Origin of the sequence: Rhabdobacter roseus (assembly GCF_014202275.1) — a bacterium.
In the GTDB taxonomy this organism is placed as follows: Bacteria; Bacteroidota; Bacteroidia; order Cytophagales; family Spirosomataceae; genus Rhabdobacter; species Rhabdobacter roseus.
On sequence record NZ_JACHGF010000007.1, the window covers coordinates 293,509 to 310,531 of the forward strand.

Here is a 17,023-nt window from a genome sequence, read left to right on the forward strand (position 1 = left end):
AATTATAGTAGGGCCAAGTACCCCTCAAGGTACCTGACTCAAAAGAAATTACGCCTCCAGGGCCGCTACGCCGGGGAGCGTTTTGCCTTCCATGTACTCGAGCAGGGCTCCGCCGCCGGTCGAGACGTAGCTAACGCGGTCGCCGTAGCCAGCGTTGTTGACGGCCGAAGCCGAGTCGCCGCCCCCGATGAGCGAGAAAGCGTCGTTCTCTTCGGTCGCCTTTACCACCGCCTGGGCAATGGCATTGGTACCTTTGGCAAAATTAGGAAATTCAAAAACCCCCATCGGGCCGTTCCAAAGGATGGTTTTCGACTCGGCAACGATGTCCGAGAACAGCTTGACCGTGTCGGGGCCAATGTCCAGTCCTTCCCACGCATCGGGGATTTGCCCGGCGGGTACGGTTTGCCGCTGCGCGTCGTTGCTGAAATCGTCGGCAATGACGGTATCAACCGGCAGGATCAGGTTCACGCCTTTGCTTTTGGCTTTTTCCATCAGTTCCAGCGTCAGGTCCTGCTTATCGGCTTCCAGCAGCGATTTACCGATCTGCCCGCCCTGCGCTTTGGAAAACGTATAGGACATTCCGCCGCCGATGATGAGGTTATCAACGGTGTCGAGCAGGCGCTCAATGATCAGCATTTTATCGGAGATTTTGGCTCCACCCATGATGGCCGTAAAAGGCCGCTCGGCCTGCTCGAGCAGGCGCTGGGCGTTGTCGAGCTCGGCCTGCATCACGTAGCCGCATACTTTATCCTCGAAGTACTGCCCAATGACCGCCGTCGAAGCGTGCGCGCGGTGGGCGGTACCGAAGGCGTCCATCACCCAAACGTCCCCCAGTCGGGCTAGTTTTTGGGCAAAAGCTTCATCGCCTTTTTCTTCCTCTTTATAGAAACGTAAATTTTCCAGTAGCAAAATCTCCCCCGGCTGCAGGCCAGCGGCCAGCTCTTCGGCCTTTTCGCCAATGCAATCATCCGCAAACTTCACGGTGCGGCCCAGGATCAACGAAAGTGGATTGACCAGGTGCTTCAGGGAGTATTTTTCGGTGGGGCCGTCCTTAGGTCTTCCCAGGTGTGACATTAATATACAGGCCCCGCCGTCGTTCAGAATCTTGGTAATGGTCGGAATGGTCGCTTTGATCCGGGTATCGTCAGTGATCTCAAATTTCTCGTTCAGAGGTACATTGAAATCCACCCGAATCAGCGCCTTTTTTCCAGAAAATTGGTACGTATCTAGTGTTCTCATAAGGAAAGTGGGGGTTGATTTGCACGAAAACAAATGTAAACGAATTCCGGCCTAAATACCATATTATCTACTACATATTACGTACTTAACAATATATAATACTATTTATACCCTATATCCTTCAATTTGTTTAATCTGTTTTAATCATGGAAACCGAATGAGGAATCCCATCGTTTTTAGAGTACGAATCGTAGCTAGTATCTGGTTCATCAACCCCAAAAAGCGTGGAACTTAGTAAGCAGGAACGTCCCGACCTCCCCCCCAAGTACTACCTGGATTATTTCGGGTACCTGCTCGACTTTGTGCAGAAGATGTACGGCCACATCCTGAACCCGTCTGAGGAAGCCTTCCTGGCCCGTTTTCAGGAGCTCTCCGAAGACGCCCGCTGCCTTTTCATTCGGTTCAGCAACCGCCGCGGGGCTTTTTTTCGGGTCAATGCGCTGGCTTATGCCGAAATCGAAGATATTCCGGCGGCCCTGACCGAGCTCATTTCTCGGGGCTTCCTGGAGGTACTTTCCGAACAGCACGCCGGCCGCGCCGAAGAGGTACTTGACCTGCTCACCAAGCCCGAGCTGCTGCGGCTCACGCAGGTACTTGCCCCGGACGTGATGCCCGTCAAGAGCATCCGCAAGCCCGACCTGCTGCGCTGGCTCCTGCACGAGTACGACTTCGAGGTACTTTACAAGGCCCTGGATGCGCTTGAGCCCATCGTGAAAGTAGGCTACGAGCTGGAGGTGATGATGATGAAGTTCTTGTTTTTTGGCAACCGCTACGCCGACATGACGGAGTTCGTGATCCGGGACCTGGGCCACGTCCGCTTCCAGTCGTTCGACGAAGAGCAGCTCTCGGTACGCTTTGCCACCCGGCAAGAGGCCGACGACAAGCTCATGATTTCGCTCACCAGCGAGACCTTCCACGAGCTTAAAGATACCCTCCCGCCCGAAGAGATCTACGACTGGTTCATGAACTGGCAGGGGGGCCTGGCCGAGGCGCTGAGCCCCATTGCGCTACCCTCTTACAGCCGCCTGGCGCTGCGCGTGGGGGCCTGGCTCGAACGCAAAAAACTACCCGAACAAGCCCTGACCGTGTACCAGCTCACCGAGCACGCCCCCTCGCGCGAGCGCCGGGCGCGGCTCCTGCTGCGGCTGGGCAACATCGACGAAGCCCTGGCGCTCTGCGACGACATGATGGCACTCCCCCAAACCGCCGACGAAAGGTACTTTGGGCTGGACTTCCGCGAGAAAATCCTGAATAAGAAAAAACGGGCGGTCCGCCGAACCACCCAGGCCTTGCAGGCGGCGGAGGTAGTGCCGATCCCTATTTCGTTTCGCTACCGCGTGGAAATGGGCGTGCTGGAGTACTACCGCGAGCGGGGGTACCAGGCTTTTTTTAGCGAAAACGAGCCCTGGCGGGCGCTGTTCGGACTGGTGTTCTGGGACATCATCTACGACACCAACGTGCAGGCCATTCACCACCCGCTGCAGCGGGTACCTTCCGACTTCTTCCTGCCCGATTTTTATCCCAAGCGACAGGCGCAGCTCAAGGCCCGGATGCAGGAGCTAAGTACCCCCGAGGCGCTGGCCGCCGCCGTCCGACAGACCTTTGCCGACAAACTAGGTACCACCAACGTACTGGTGGGCTGGTACGAGGGCATTCTGGAAGCGGTGCTAACCGTGGTAGAGCTGGTGTCGCCCGCGCAGCTGCACGCCATTCTGCTCGAGATGGCCCACAACCTCCGCGAAAATACCCGCGGCTTCCCCGACCTGCTGGTCTGGAACGAGCAAGAGTACGCGTTCGTCGAAGTAAAATCCCCCACCGACCACCTCTCGGCGCGCCAGCTCCACTGGCAGTACTTTTTTGCCGATATGGGTGTATCTAGTAAGATTTTACGGGTGGAGTGGATCCATGATTAAATAATTCAATTTTTTTCAGGACAATTTATACTTGCTTGCCTCTTTCCATAAGAGACCCTGAATTGTCATGTTTTACCACGAAGAATTCTCATTTTAATTGATTCTAGTCGCTCTACTTCTACCATGCATCACTCAAAGGTACCCAGCTGGCAGCCAGATCAGGCCGTGACTTTCTCGGAACAAGGACAGGAATATGCGCTTTGGCAGGCCTTCAAGCAGGGAGACCGGGACGCCTTTGCTACCTTACTAAACCACTACTACCCGATTCTACTCAACTACGGCGTGCGGTTTCAGAGTGACCGCGAGTTTGTGAAAGATTGCCTCCAGGATCTGTTCATTGAGCTCTGGAACCGGCGCGAAAACCTGGACGACGTTCGGCTCGTTAAGCTCTACCTCCTGAAGTCGCTACGCCGGAAGCTCCTGCGGGAGTCGCAGCGGCTGCGCTGGTTTCGGGAGGCCAAGGAAGTCACCGACGACTATTCCTTCGAAGTACAGTTTGCCATTGAGTCATACCTGATCCACAACGAAATCCAGCACGAGGATCTCAAAAAGCTGCGCTCGCAGCTGGACAAACTCAGCAAGCGCCAGCGCGAGGCCATCTACCTCCGCTTTTTTCAGGAATTGGAATACGACAACATCGCCGACATCATGTCCATCAACTACCACTCGGCCGTAAACCTCGTGTACGAAGCCCTGAAGCTCTTGCGCAAAAACTGGTTTCTGACCCTGGCCCTCACTACCCTGTTCATCTCGTAAATAACCCTTTCAGCTATATCCGGTGTTGCTCCGTTTGCCCAAAGACACCATTGACCTACCATGAAAAATTACCTACACTACCGGCTCGAAGACTTTGTCCAGGACCCTTACTTTCGCCAATGGGTACTTGGCCAAGTACCCTCCGAGGATTCTTTCTGGCCGACCTGGGAAGCAAACCACCCCGAGCAGCAGGAAATCCTGGAGCAAGCCCGTACGCTAATCATTGCGTTTCAGTGCGAACCCCTGCCGACCGCCCCCGGCGAAATTCAGCGGGCCATTGAGCAAATCCTGAGCGCGACCCGGCCCCGGCACCAGCCGTCGTGGTTGCGGCGCTACGGCTGGTCGGTGGCGGCGTCGGTGCTGGTCGTGGTGGGGCTCAGCTACTGGGTACTTTCGGAACGCACCGTGGCCGATCCGGAAAGTCGGCCCGCCGCGGCAGGTACTTCTACCTCCTACGCCGGGATTGAGAAAGTCAACGACGGGGAAGATCCCAAGGTATTTGAACTAAGCGATGGTACCCGGATCACCCTGCATAAACACAGCAAGCTACGCCTGGCCCCCGACTACGGGCACAGCGAGCGGGTGGTGTACCTTTCGGGCGAGGCTTTTTTTGAGGTGGTGAAAAATCCCGAAAAACCCTTTCTGGTGTATACCGGCGAGGTAGTTACCAAGGTACTTGGTACGAGCTTTCAGGTGGTGGCGTACGAGGAACAGGCCAATATCTCGGTTGCCGTCAAGACGGGAAAAGTGACGGTACTTAAGCAAAATCAGTCGGCGGCGAAGCCGTCGCTTTCGGACGAAATCGTGCTGACGCCCAACCAGCAGGCCGTATACATCAAAGCCAACGAGCGGCTGGTCAAAACCCTGGTCGAGCAGCCCATTCTGATCGGTCGTCCCGTCCCCTATCCTACTTTCGAGTTTGACGGTACGCCCCTGACGGAGGTACTTGCGTCTTTTGAAAAAGCTTACGGCGTGAAGATTATTTTTGACGAGGAAGTATTTAAAAACTGTAACCTGAACGCCACGCTCACCAACGAGCCGCTGTTTGAGAAGCTTGACCTGATCTGTGAAACCATTCAGGCCCGCTACGAAGTGGTAGACGGCCAGGTGGTGATGTACGGAAAAAAATGCCCCTAGCCCTTAACTACACCTAACCCTAAAGTACCTTGCCTATGCACTAGACGCTTACGCACTTCTTTCCAATCAAAAAGGCCGACCGTGCCGCGAACACGGCCGACCTTTCGGGATCCCCACCACTAGTAATCACTCGCCTGGCAGCGAGTAGGCGGGATCTGTTTTTGCCCAACTTTTACGCTAGTTCTAACAAAAACAGCCAGCTTGCTGGCCTAACAAATCTATGAAAAAACCCTTACAAACGCATGATCTGCTGCTCAGGATTATGAGAATATCGCTTACTCAATGGCTGCTGGCCACCCTGTGCATGAGCCTTGCCTACGCCACGGAGGCGCCCGGCCAGAACCTGCTTCAAAAGCCCATTTCGATCCGGATGGAGGATCAACCGCTGAAATCCATCCTGTCGGAAATTGAGCGGGAGGCCGACGTCAAATTCATGTACAGCCCGCGGGCCATTCGGGCCGAGCGCAAAACGTCCGTCCGGCTGCAAAACCAGCCGCTGGGGGAAGTACTGGAGATCGTCCTGGGGCCTTTTAGCATCAACTACCGGTTGGCCGGGAAACACATTGTGCTCAGCCAGCAGCCAGCCACTACCGCTCCCCCCGACGATAAACCGAGTGGCTTTTTGGGACTACCCGACCGAAACCTAACCGGCCGGGTCACGGACGAAAGCGGGGCGGCGCTACCGGGGGTGAGTATCATCCTGAAAGGTACCCAGCGCGGCACTACCTCCGACGTCGAAGGCAGGTACACCCTCAGCCTCCCCACCACCGGTCCCGCTACGCTGATTTTTTCCTTTGTGGGGTACGTGTCGCAGGAAATCGCCGTTGGTAACCAAAGTACCCTGGATATTTCACTCCTGGCCGACACCAAAGCCCTCGAAGAGGTAGTGGTGGTGGGCTACGGTACCCAGCAAAAGAAAGACCTCACCGGTGCTGTGTCGATGGTGCAGGGCGAAGCCATCACCAACCGCAAAACGACCCAGATCTCGCAGGCCTTGCAGGGCTCCATGCCGGGCGTGATGGTAACGCGCAGCAGCAATGCGCCGGGGGCCACCGCCCAGATCCGGGTGCGCGGGATCACCACCATCACCGACGCCGGAGCCAATCCGCTCATTATCATGGACGGGGTACCCATCGACGACATCAACAGCATCAACCCCAACGACGTGGAAAGTATCTCGGTACTGAAAGACGCCGCCTCGGCTTCCATCTACGGCTCACGGGCCGCGGCGGGGGTGATTCTGGTGACGACCAAGCGGGCTAAAAACGGGCAGCTCAACCTGGACTACACCGCCGAGTACGGCTTTGAAAAACCCACCCGCCTCCCCGACTACGTGGATGCCACCCGCTTCATGCAGCTCTCCAACGAGCTCCGCTGGAACGACAACAACAACAACGCCAACGAGTACCCTACCTTTGCTAAAGACATCATCGAGAACTACGGCCAGCTGCACGCCGAAAACCCCGACCTGCACCCCAATACCGATTGGCGGTCGCTAATTTTGCGCAATTCGGCTCCCCGGAGCAGTCATATTTTGGGTATTTCGGCCTCGGGCAAGGCCATCAGTACCCGCGTGTCGCTGGGCTACGACAAAACCGAGGCCCTCTATGCCAACCGCGACTACCAGCGCGTCACGGCCCGGATCAACAACGACATCACCATCAACAAGTTTCTGTCGGCCGCCGTGGACCTGAACTTCCGCCGCGTGGCCGTCAAACAACCCACCGTGGACCCGCTCTACCGGGTAGGAATCACGCCGCCCATCTACGCCGCCCAGTGGGCCGATGGCCGCTTAGCGTCCGGAAAAGACGGAGACAATATTTACGGCATGTTGCACTACGGCGGTTTCAACCACGCGTGGTACAACCAAGTAGGCGGAAAAATCGGGCTTGACTTTAAGCCCCTCGAAGGCCTAAAACTCTCCGGGGTACTTTCTCCCTTTTTTAACTTTGACAAGATAAAGGATTTCCGAACGAGGGTACCTTTCACGGCCTGGAACGACCCCAACCTCCGGGTGGGGTACCTGAACGGCTACAACCAAACCAATCTTGACGAAAGGCGCAACGACAACTACCGCTACACCACCCAATTCCTGGCCAACTATGACAAACAGATTGGCAAGAACGGCTTCAGCCTACTGGCGGGATACGAGTACTTTTACGCCTTCAACGAAAACCTCAGAGCTTCGCGCGATCAGTACCTGCTGAGCTCCTACCCGTACCTGGACATTGGCCCGCTGGAGTTTAGAAACAACAGCGGCGGAGCCTCGGAAAACGCCTACCGCTCCTGGTTTGGGCGGGTGATGTACAACTACAACAGCAAGTACCTTTTCCAGGCCAATATTCGGTACGACGCCTCCTCTCGCTTTGCGCCGGGCTACCGCTGGGGTGCCTTTCCTTCGTTTTCGGCGGGCTGGAATATCTCGGAGGAATCGTTCATGCAGGGAGGTATTTCCAAGTGGCTCTCCTACCTGAAGCTCCGGGCTTCCTGGGGCTCGCTGGGCAACGAGCGGATTGGCAACTACCCTTACCACTCCATCCTGCAGTTTGAGAACAATACCCTGTTCTACCAGGGCAACAACGTCGTGTCGGCCCAGTCGGCGGCTCAGTGGCAGTACGCCATCCGGGATATTTCCTGGGAAACGACCGAGTCGTTCGATGTGGGTTTTGACGCCAACTTCTTCCAGGATCGCTTGAAGGTAACGGGTGACTACTACAAGAAGACCACCCGCGACATGCTACTTCAGCTCCAGATCCCGATGTTCCTGGGCTTTGACAACCCCAACCAGAACACCGGCATAATGCACACCCACGGGTGGGAAGGCCAGCTCAGCTGGAACGACCGCAAGGGGGACTTCAGCTACTCCGCCTCCTTCAATATCTCCGATTTCCGTTCCAAAATGGGTGATTTGGGAGGTACCGAGTTTATAGGCGACTCGATTAAAATTCAGGGCAGTGACTTCAACGAGTGGTTCGGGTACGTCTCTGACGGTCTTTACCAAACCCAGGACGAAGTAAACAACTCGCCCAAGCTTAACGCCAACGTAAGGCCGGGCGACGTAAAGTACCGGGACATCAGCGGTCCCGATGGGGTACCTGACGGCCGCATCTCGCCCGAGTACGACCGCGTTCTGCTGGGCGGCTCGTTGCCCCGGCTCATGTACGGAGCCAATTTCAACCTGAGCTACAAAAACTGGAGCCTAGGCGTTGTGCTGCAGGGCGTTGGCAAACAAAATTCGCGACTAATGCCCCATATGGTAAGGCCCCTGCAAGAAAACTGGGGGAACTTCCCGGCGATCCTAGACGGCAACTCGTGGAGTGCGTACAACACCGAGGAACAAAACCGCAGCGCCATTTACCCGCGCTATACCAACACCCTGGCGGGCAACAACTACACCATGTCCGACTTCTGGCTCATCAACGGGGCTTACTTCCGGCTGAAAAACATCAGCCTGGGCTACAACATCCCCAGCACGCTGACCAAAAGGGTAGGCATCCAGAACCTGCGCCTGTACGGTACCGCCACCGACGTATTTGCCATCCATAACTTCCCGAAAGGCTGGGATCCAGAAATGAATTCGCTGGCTTACCCGATCACCACTTCCGTCGTTTTTGGGGTTTCTGTTCAATTTTAACCTGGTCTTACTCATGAAAATCAACATACTTTCCTTTTGTACGGTCATTTTCTTCGCACTGGTCTCCTGCGACTCGTTGGACCTGAACCCGCTGTCGCAGGGGTCTAGCGAAACCTGGAACTCCAACGCCGAAGAAATCGAGATGTCGCTGAACGGGATCTACAAGGATGCCTTCTGGATGACCGACGACGACGCCTGGACCGACGACCGCAACTACCGCGACGCGCTCACCGAAATTACCAACGCGACCTTGACCGGGCAGGCGGGTTTTATCCGTACCTGGTGGCTCAACACCTACAAAGCTATTTCGCGCGTCAACCTGGTGATCAATAGCCTCGACCGGGCCTCGGGCTCGCTCACTCCGCAGCAAATGGAGCGATACCGGGCCGAGGCCCGGTACCTGCGGGCCTGCCAATACTCCCGGCTGCTTTCGCACTTTGGCAACATTGTGTATACCGACGAGCCGCTCGACATCGAAGAAGCATTGGCCCTCAAGCAGTCGGACCCGCAGCTGGTACTTCAGAAAATCTACGAGGACTTTGATTATGCCGCCGCTCATCTGCCTACCAGCTACAGCGCTTCCCAGGTTAAGCGGGCTACGGCCGGAGCCGCCCTGGCCATGAAGGCCCGTATCGCCCTGCACAGGAGCGACTGGGCCACCGCCAGCAAAGCCGCCAAAGCCTGCATGGACCTGGGCATTTACCAACTGCACCCTGATTTTGGCGATCTGTTTTTGACCAAGACGAAAAACTCCGTCGAGACGATCGTGAGCCTACCCCGCTCCATTGCCCTGAACGTGACCCTCGGTGGTCGGCAAGACTTCGTACCCCGCCTGGCCGGTGGCTGGGGGGCCATCTACCCCTCCTGGGAGCTCTTCTGCGCTTTTCTCTGTACCGATGGTAAGCCGATCGATGAATCACCGCTGTTTAATCCACGTCAGCCGTTCAAAAACCGCGATCCCCGCTGTACGGCCACCGTCGTGGAGTTCAATACACCCCACTTGGGCTTTATTTACCAGCCCCACCCCGACTCGCTGCGGGTATTGAACCTCAATACCAATGCGCTGGTTCTCAACAACGACACCCGTACCAACGCCCAGTTTGCTTCCTTCAACGGGCTGCTTTGGAAAAAAGGCGTGGCCGAAGACTGGCGACAAAATAACTGGCAGATCGAGCAGGAGAAAATCATCATCCGCTACGCCGATGTGCTGCTCATGTACGCCGAAGCAAAAATTGAGCTGAACGAGATCGACCAATCCGTCCTGAATGCCCTCAATGCGGTGCGGGCCCGCGCCTACAAAGTAAATCCGTCCAATACGGCGGCTTACCCGGCCGTAACTTCGCAAAGCCAAAGCGAGCTGCGCAAAATGGTTCGGATGGAGCGCCGGATGGAGTTTGCGCTGGAGGGTATCCGGTACATGGACATCATCCGCTGGGACCTGGCCGAAAAGGTACTTAACCTGCCGGTTTACGGCATGTTGGACCCCAACGAACTCCGCGAAAAAGTGGTGAAACCGGGGCTGTGGTTTTTCCCCCAAGTACCCCCGATCGACGAAGACGGCGTGGCCGATTTTGGCCCTATGTACCGGGCGGGGCTCATTAAACAAATCACGATCCGGAAGTTCGACGCCTCGCGCCAGTACCTGTGGCCCATCCCTACACCGGAGGTACTTACGAGTGGCTTGGTCCAAAATCCTAACTATTGACCCAAACCCTCAACGAGTAACGGTATGAAACAGCGTCGTATACTGCTGGGGCTAGTACTTAGCCTCCTGGGGGTAGTTTGCGCCTTTGGGCAGAAAATGGCCAAGGTACCTCTGGCCAGGATTGTACCGCCACGGCCTGGTTTGTTCATCAATAATCTTTACTTTGTTTTCTCTAAACTACCTTCTATGCGAACGAGTACCTTGTTTCTATTCCTCCTTTTGTTGGCAGCTTGCCGTACTCCCAAAACCGATCAACTGTCAGACAAGCCTGTGTTCAGCGGCATATATCCCCACCTGGCTTACTACAACAACGAGGGCGAGTGCGGCACCGGCGCGGTGGTACCCTGGGCCGACCGGCTTTGGGTGATTACCTACGGGCCGCACCTACCCCACGGTTCTTCGGATAAGCTCTACGAAATAACCACCGACCTGCAACAAACCGTCCGGAGCGAGAGCGTGGGAGGTACCCCCGCCAACCGCATGATCCACGCCGAAAGCAAGCAGCTCTTCATCGGCCCCTACGCCATCGGCGAGCAGGCCCAGGTACGCACCATCCCCTACGCGGCCATGCCCGGCCGCCATACCGGCAACGCCCGCCACCTCACCGACCCCGCCGGGAAAATTTACTACGGTACCATGGAGGAGGGTTTTTACGAGGTAGACGTCAGGACGTTGGCCCCTACCCTGCTCTACGAGGACGGCAACATCAAGAGCAAAAAAGGAAAAGACGAAACCGCCAACCAACCCTCGGACCTGCTTCTGGGAGCCCACGGCAAGGGGCTCTACTCCGGCCAGGGCGTGATGGTGTACTCCAACAACGGCGAGTCCGGCCCTAAGGCGCTCACGCAGTTCGATATTGAGTCGGGCTCGTTGTCGGAATGGAACGGCAAGGAATGGAAGCTCGTACGCCGCAACCAGTTTGTGGAAGTGACGGGGCCGGGCGGTATACATGGCAATAAAAATCCCGAAACGGACCCCATCTGGGCTACGGGCTGGGACCACAAGTCGGTACTGCTGGGCGTGCGCGACGCCCAAAAAGGCTGGAGTTTTTACCGCCTGCCGAAAGCGAGCCACAGCTACGACGGTGCCCACGGCTGGAACACCGAGTGGCCGCGCATCCGGGACATCGGTGCGGAAGGCAAACCCGACTACCTCATGACCATGCACGGCCTGTTCTGGCAATTCCCCCAATCCTTTACTTCTCAAAGTACAGCCGGGATTCGGCCTCGTTCGGCCTATCTGAAGGTTATTGGTGACTACACCCGCTGGCAAAACCAACTGGTATTTGGCTGTGACGATTCGGCCCAGAAAGAATTCCTCAACAAGCGCAAGGCTAAAGGCGGCATCGAAGGCCCCGGCCAGTCCAACTCTAACCTCTGGTTTACGCCCCTCGACCAACCCGACCAGCTGGGGCCTAACACCGCCGAAGGAGCCGTATGGCTTTCCGAGAAAACGACAGCCGGGCAGCCCTCCGAACCCTTCCTGTTTGCGGGCTGGGACCAGCGCATGGCTTGGGTACTGAACGAAGGTACCGAGGCCGTGACGTTCGACTTCGAAGTAGACCGCGACGGCCGCGGCCAGTGGGCTCCCCTGCAAAAAGTACCCGCCGAGCCGGGCAAAGCGGTGTCGGTCCTGTTTACGGCGCAACAAAAAGGCGAGTGGATTCGGGTCAAGACTAGTCAATCGACCCAAGCTACCGTTCACTTTTCCTACACCGACCGCAGCCGCTTCAGCTCCCCTGATCAGGTACTTTTCAAAGGCATTGCCACCGCCGGTACCCCGGAGTACACGGGCGGGCTGCTCTACGGCCTGGGCGACAACCGCCGGGCGCTGGGTTTGCTGGCGGGTAAGGTGAGCAACGGGAAATTCGTCGAAAGTGGGTACTACGAGCTCGACGGCGACATGAAGCTGCTAAAAAAGGACGACGCTAAAACGGCGCAGTTTATCCGGGAAAAATTTGCCATTCCGAAGGAGGCCGTTACGGTAGAAGACGCGTCGGTGCTGATAGTAGACGACAACGGTCGGCGGTGGCGGCTACCCCTGGGAAGTACCTCTTACAATGCATTGACGGCCAACGCGCTGACGCGGATCTGCCGTGAGGTAGCTACCGAGCGCGACCTGCTCAACGCCCACGGGACGTTCTACGAACTACCCGCCGAAAACGCCGACGGCTTCGCCAAAATTCGGCCCGTGGCCTCGCACAACCTGGGCATCCATGACTACGCCTCCTACCGAGGCTTGCTGGTACTGACGGGCCTCACCGCCGACGCCAAGGTACCTAACCAGCATATCATCCGCTCCGACGACGGCCTGGCCAACGTGTGGGCCGGTACCATCGACGACCTCTGGAAGCTGGGTAAGCCCACCGGCGAAGGCGGCCCCTGGAAGAATACCGCCGTGAAGCAAAACCAACCGTCGGACCCCTACCTCATTGGTTTTTATGACCGCCGCAGCCTGAAGCTCTCGCACAACCACGGCCAGACCGTCACGTTCCGGATGGAGGTGGAGCCCATCGGCCACGGGCCCTGGATGACCTACCAGGAGCTGAAAGTACCCGCCGGGCAAACCGTCGAGTTCAGCTTCCCGGATACGTTCCAGGCGCGCTGGATTCGCTTCTCTACCGATCAGGACTGCACCGCTACTACCTGGCTCAGCTACCGCTAGGTACTTGTGCCGCATAAAAATCCAGAGGAGATAGGAAAGGAAGGAGCGCCTGCAAAATACGGAACAGCCCCGCGCTTTCGTTAATAACTACGACTCTGCTTTCCGACTCGTTCTGGTATTTTTTGTGCCCAAGTGGGCGTTTTTTCCAAAACAGAATTCGGAAAATCAAGGTACTTATGTAATTTTGTTCGTTGTAGTCGTTTGCAGTATCGTACTTTAATTTTTTAATTCTTACAATGAAAAAAACCTTTGGATTTTTAGTGGCAGCGGTGGTTGCCTCTTTGGTGGGTGCCAGTTCAGCCAATGCCCAAGTGAAGGTACCCGATGACATTCAGGCGCTCCTGACCAAGCACACCTGTTTCGCCTGTCACCAGGCCGACAACCGCTTGGTGGGCCCCGCGTATACCGAAGTGGCGAAGAAAAAATATACGAACGAAAAAATCGTGGAGCTGATCTACAAGCCACAGCCCGAAAACTGGCCCGGCTACCCTCCCATGGCCCCCATGACGCAGGTACCCAAGGAAGACGCCCTCAAGCTGGCCGCCTGGATCAACTCCCTGGCTCCCAAAGCGGCCCCCGCTGCCAAAAAGAAAAGCTAAGAAACACCTGGTCCCTTACTTACCGGCTAGTATATCCGAAGCCCGGCGCTGAGCGCCGGGCTTCTTGCGTTTGGGGTACTTTGGGGGCGCTGGTGGATTTTTGCTTACTAAAAACCAACAACCTATATCCATATTGCCTTTATGCTTATAGAAAACTATTTTCTTATGTCTTTAGAGGAATTCATAGCTTTTGTAGACAAAACGCTGGATGAACTCATCCTTTACGCAGAAGTACATGCAGAAAGGAGCTTTAGCAATCATGAGCTGGCCTTTGAATGGGAGTCCTATGACCGCACCGTTACGCATGGAAGGGAGAATATCATTTATGAAATAACGGATCAGGTTTTTGTGTCCGAAGAAGCGATTTACCCCTGTGTTGACTTGGTAATTGAAAAACCCACTTCCAACAAAAACCTATTGAAGATAACCGGCAGAAGGGCAGGATATGAACCAAGGCCTTTCGGAAAAGGCTGGAGTAATAGACCTGGTCCATTCATATACGGAATAGGGAAAGGAATAAAAAGCAAAAAGGTGAATACCCAAAATCCTCAGTTCCAAAAGAAGCTAAGTGATTTAGGGCTCATTCACTATGAAATGAAGAAACCATAAGCAACATCTACCAACACATGTACTTCTAGCCTTAAATCGTTTCTCCTTTTCCCTCTCGCCAGTTTGTACTTATTGGAAGCGTCCCGTGTTCAGCACAGTCTTCGGCTGGGCGGCACCCCGCTGGGCGGCACGGTATGTAAATTATTCTCCAGAACGACGCAGTGTAAAAAATTTTACATCTCCCAAACTCCGGTCAGAGACCGGATGACGCCCGGACGTAGTTTGAAACTACGCCCAGCGCAGGCACTTTGGGAGCAATAGTAGATTTTTTATGTCCTAAGTTTTATACGCTATCCGATTGCTAAGTCAATATACTTTGTCAGGATAAATGTACTTACAAGGAAACCTAAATGGAAGATTGGGCGAAACAGTAAGCTGGTTTTATTAAAATTAATTCGAAGATATTCGCTCAGTAAAATTCCAATTGAGATTATAAGAAACCAGACTGTGATAAAGGGAAATATAAATTTGATTTCTTTCATAAGCATGGGTAGTATGTAAATCATATCGTGAATTAAACCGCTCATTAAAAAAGTTAACATCAGAGCTACCCAATGCGGAAAAATAGTTTTGATGGGTTTGTAACAATAATATAAAAGAAAAAAACCCCAGCTTGGATTCCAATACTTCCAAAAAGACCTGAACGAAGAAGACACAAAGGGTTTAAGGAACATATTTCGAATAACCAGCGAGATTTTTGTAGTTCCCGTCCGATAATACGTATACTCTTCTAAGTTCATCATTAATTCGTTCACTTTTTTATACAAATTAATACCAACTGTCCGTTGTATCGTGTCGTCAGCTAGGCTTGCCTCATGTACCAGCACCGTTAACGGATACTTTTCTTCTTAGTATCAGCCATCAAAGTAGCCAGAAATAGGTTCTTATATTCTCTAAGCCTGTTTCTGTACCAGAAGGGTAATAAGTACAATACTAACGGAAAAACGGTCCAGCTGATAGCTAACATGATAAAAGTTGCACCACCTGCTGTCATTGCGAAAACTAAAAGAGACCATATCAGCATAAAGCCTATTACCATGCAGGAAACTAAGAAGTATAAAGTATTATAAGGTATAATTTCACCTTCAATTATCATTTCAGAAGGTCTGACCCCATTATGAAGACTCATACGAATTTCCCCCATTCTTCTGAAAGGGTTTAACATCATAGGTTTAACTTCTATGATTATTTTCTTATCGGAAACTGTTACTTCATTAAAATTCACAGGGCTGCTTCTAAGAAAGTCAAAGAAGTCTCTCTTCTTGCCTTTTTCTATAGCTATCAATTCAATCACTCTATTTCTTGATTGATTTATCTCTGCTGAGAATGGCTCTTGATATTTTCTGAGAATTTTCTTCATAATTAGAAGCTACCGCTAACGTTTTGGGTATTTCCGAAGGCGGGGATTTTTAGCACAAAAGTTCATTAGATGCACAAAACTTGAATTTAGCACTTCACTTTCATAGAAGCACGAAACCCTCGCTTTTGCAAAAACGGCTGTTACAAGCTGGCCTTCTGTTATTTGAAGTAAAAAACAAGTCCATCAACCGGGTTTGTTTTAAAATATTGTTTGTCTTGGTGTGTCTCGTTTACGAAGCTGAAAATCTGTTTTGCTCTTTCAATTTCACCTTGTTTTGGTGTTGAAAATAGTCTTACTGCTCGTGTTCTCCAAATTTGTAAATAGCCAAACGCCAATTGTCTTATGTCCTCGTTTTCATCAATTGTTCCAATCATCAAGTCAGGAATTACTGACCAACCGCCAACTTTGTTGAAGAGTTTTAGCATTGACTTTTTTAAGTCATAATTGCCTGTTTCGTAAATGCTTTTTGCCTTTGTTAAAACTTCTTGTCTCGGAATGTGTGATAGAAATTCAATGATTACGTTTCTAAGTCCAAGATATTGGCTGTCAAGGTTGGCAAATGCAAAGTCATAAGCACTTTCTTCATCAAGTTTGCAAAGAGCTAAAAACGCTATCTTTTTAACTCTTATTTTTTTGTCTTTCAGATATGATTTAACTGTTTCCGAATACTGTTCACCTTCCGTTTCAGCAAGTCCGCTTAATGACCCAATGACTTGTTTGTTTTCTTGTAAGTTGTCATTGTAAAATTTAGCAAAGTCAATGTTTGACTTTTTAAGCGTAAACCTTGCAAAATGTCGGATTGTAGCGGAATTGTCCGCTAAAAACCTCTTTACAATAGTTTTAAAGTCGTTTTGGTGTTTGAAGCAATAAAGTGTTTGAAGTCGGACATTCGCTGATTTGTCATTCAGTAATAGTTCGATTTCTGTTTGCCCAAGTTTGTCAAAATGGTTTATTGCTAAGTTCCTAATCAAAAAATGTTTGTCGGTTAGGAACAATTTTAATTCTTGCGAATTGTCTCTAAGCGAACTTGAAATGTGTCTTGCTAAAAGTATTCTTAGTTTGTCTGGGTATTTCTTAAAGTTGTCAATTACATACGCCCTATTTTTAGAAGCAATGAACTCAACAATGTCTTGGTAAATTCCGCTTAGGTCTGTCCGTTCAACTTTTTGTAGCCACTCAAAAATTGGCAAATTTTCAATTAAGCTGTCAATGTAATTGGTTGTTTTATAACTATCAATGCCGTTTAACGCAGCTTGACGAACTGGTAAAACCCAATCAGCTAAGCGATAGATTAAAAATTGTATAGCTCTTGTGGTCTAACCCCCTATTTCTTGGAGTCGGATTCTACAAATTGGTACAAGTTAATATTCTTTGAATAATCTACTATCACAGTGCTTTCTTGGTAAT

General features: G+C 52.8%; 12 protein-coding genes. 8 read left to right on the top strand and 4 right to left on the bottom strand.

Annotation, left to right across the window (positions count from 1 at the left end):
* Nucleotides 1–48: 48 nt before the first annotated feature.
* A complete protein-coding gene (locus tag HNQ92_RS20375; protein WP_184176691.1) occupies nucleotides 49–1,239 on the bottom strand; it encodes a phosphoglycerate kinase in 1,191 nt (396 codons plus the stop codon).
* A 224-nt stretch (nucleotides 1,240–1,463) separates the two neighbouring features.
* Between HNQ92_RS20375 and HNQ92_RS20380 the strand changes: the two genes are divergently transcribed.
* The 8 genes from HNQ92_RS20380 (at nucleotide 1,464) to HNQ92_RS20415 (ending at nucleotide 14,256) form a co-directional block, all read left to right on the top strand.
* Entirely contained in the window at nucleotides 1,464–3,152 is a 1,689-nt protein-coding gene (locus HNQ92_RS20380) for a VRR-NUC domain-containing protein (RefSeq protein WP_343063027.1), read from the top strand.
* Between the two features lie 123 nt (nucleotides 3,153–3,275).
* Complete coding sequence (locus tag HNQ92_RS20385) at nucleotides 3,276–3,908, top strand: RNA polymerase sigma factor (RefSeq protein ID WP_184176693.1); 633 nt, start codon at nucleotides 3,276–3,278, stop codon at nucleotides 3,906–3,908.
* Nucleotides 3,909–3,968: 60 nt separating this feature from the next.
* Nucleotides 3,969–5,045: a FecR family protein gene (locus tag HNQ92_RS20390; protein ID WP_184176695.1), complete on the top strand. Its 1,077-nt coding sequence runs from the start codon at nucleotides 3,969–3,971 to the stop codon at nucleotides 5,043–5,045.
* Nucleotides 5,046–5,265: 220 nt separating this feature from the next.
* Nucleotides 5,266–8,679, top strand: coding sequence for a TonB-dependent receptor (locus tag HNQ92_RS20395; RefSeq protein WP_184176697.1), 3,414 nt, complete (start codon nucleotides 5,266–5,268; stop codon nucleotides 8,677–8,679).
* Between the two features lie 13 nt (nucleotides 8,680–8,692).
* Complete coding sequence (locus tag HNQ92_RS20400; protein ID WP_184176699.1) at nucleotides 8,693–10,384, top strand: RagB/SusD family nutrient uptake outer membrane protein; 1,692 nt, start codon at nucleotides 8,693–8,695, stop codon at nucleotides 10,382–10,384.
* Nucleotides 10,385–10,570: 186 nt separating this feature from the next.
* Nucleotides 10,571–13,048: a hypothetical protein gene (locus tag HNQ92_RS20405; RefSeq protein ID WP_184176749.1), complete on the top strand. Its 2,478-nt coding sequence runs from the start codon at nucleotides 10,571–10,573 to the stop codon at nucleotides 13,046–13,048.
* 236 nt (nucleotides 13,049–13,284) lie between these two features.
* A complete protein-coding gene (locus HNQ92_RS20410) occupies nucleotides 13,285–13,647 on the top strand; it encodes a c-type cytochrome (RefSeq protein ID WP_184176701.1) in 363 nt (120 codons plus the stop codon).
* Between the two features lie 165 nt (nucleotides 13,648–13,812).
* Entirely contained in the window at nucleotides 13,813–14,256 is a 444-nt protein-coding gene (locus HNQ92_RS20415; RefSeq protein WP_184176703.1) for a hypothetical protein, read from the top strand.
* 290 nt (nucleotides 14,257–14,546) lie between these two features.
* On the opposite strand, the gene HNQ92_RS29215 is transcribed toward HNQ92_RS20415, so the two are convergent.
* The 3 genes from HNQ92_RS29215 to HNQ92_RS20430 form a co-directional block, all read right to left on the bottom strand.
* The gene (locus tag HNQ92_RS29215) at nucleotides 14,547–14,999 is read right to left on the bottom strand and encodes an MBOAT family O-acyltransferase (protein ID WP_184176705.1); all 453 of its coding nucleotides are present in this window, start codon (nucleotides 14,997–14,999) and stop codon (nucleotides 14,547–14,549) included.
* 86 nt (nucleotides 15,000–15,085) lie between these two features.
* Nucleotides 15,086–15,616 carry a hypothetical protein gene (locus HNQ92_RS20425; protein ID WP_184176707.1) on the bottom strand — a complete coding sequence of 177 codons (531 nt, stop codon included), beginning with the start codon at nucleotides 15,614–15,616 and terminating at the stop codon, nucleotides 15,086–15,088.
* Nucleotides 15,617–15,774: 158 nt separating this feature from the next.
* Nucleotides 15,775–16,806, bottom strand: coding sequence for a hypothetical protein (locus HNQ92_RS20430; RefSeq protein ID WP_184176709.1), 1,032 nt, complete (start codon nucleotides 16,804–16,806; stop codon nucleotides 15,775–15,777).
* Nucleotides 16,807–17,023: the final 217 nt, after the last annotated feature.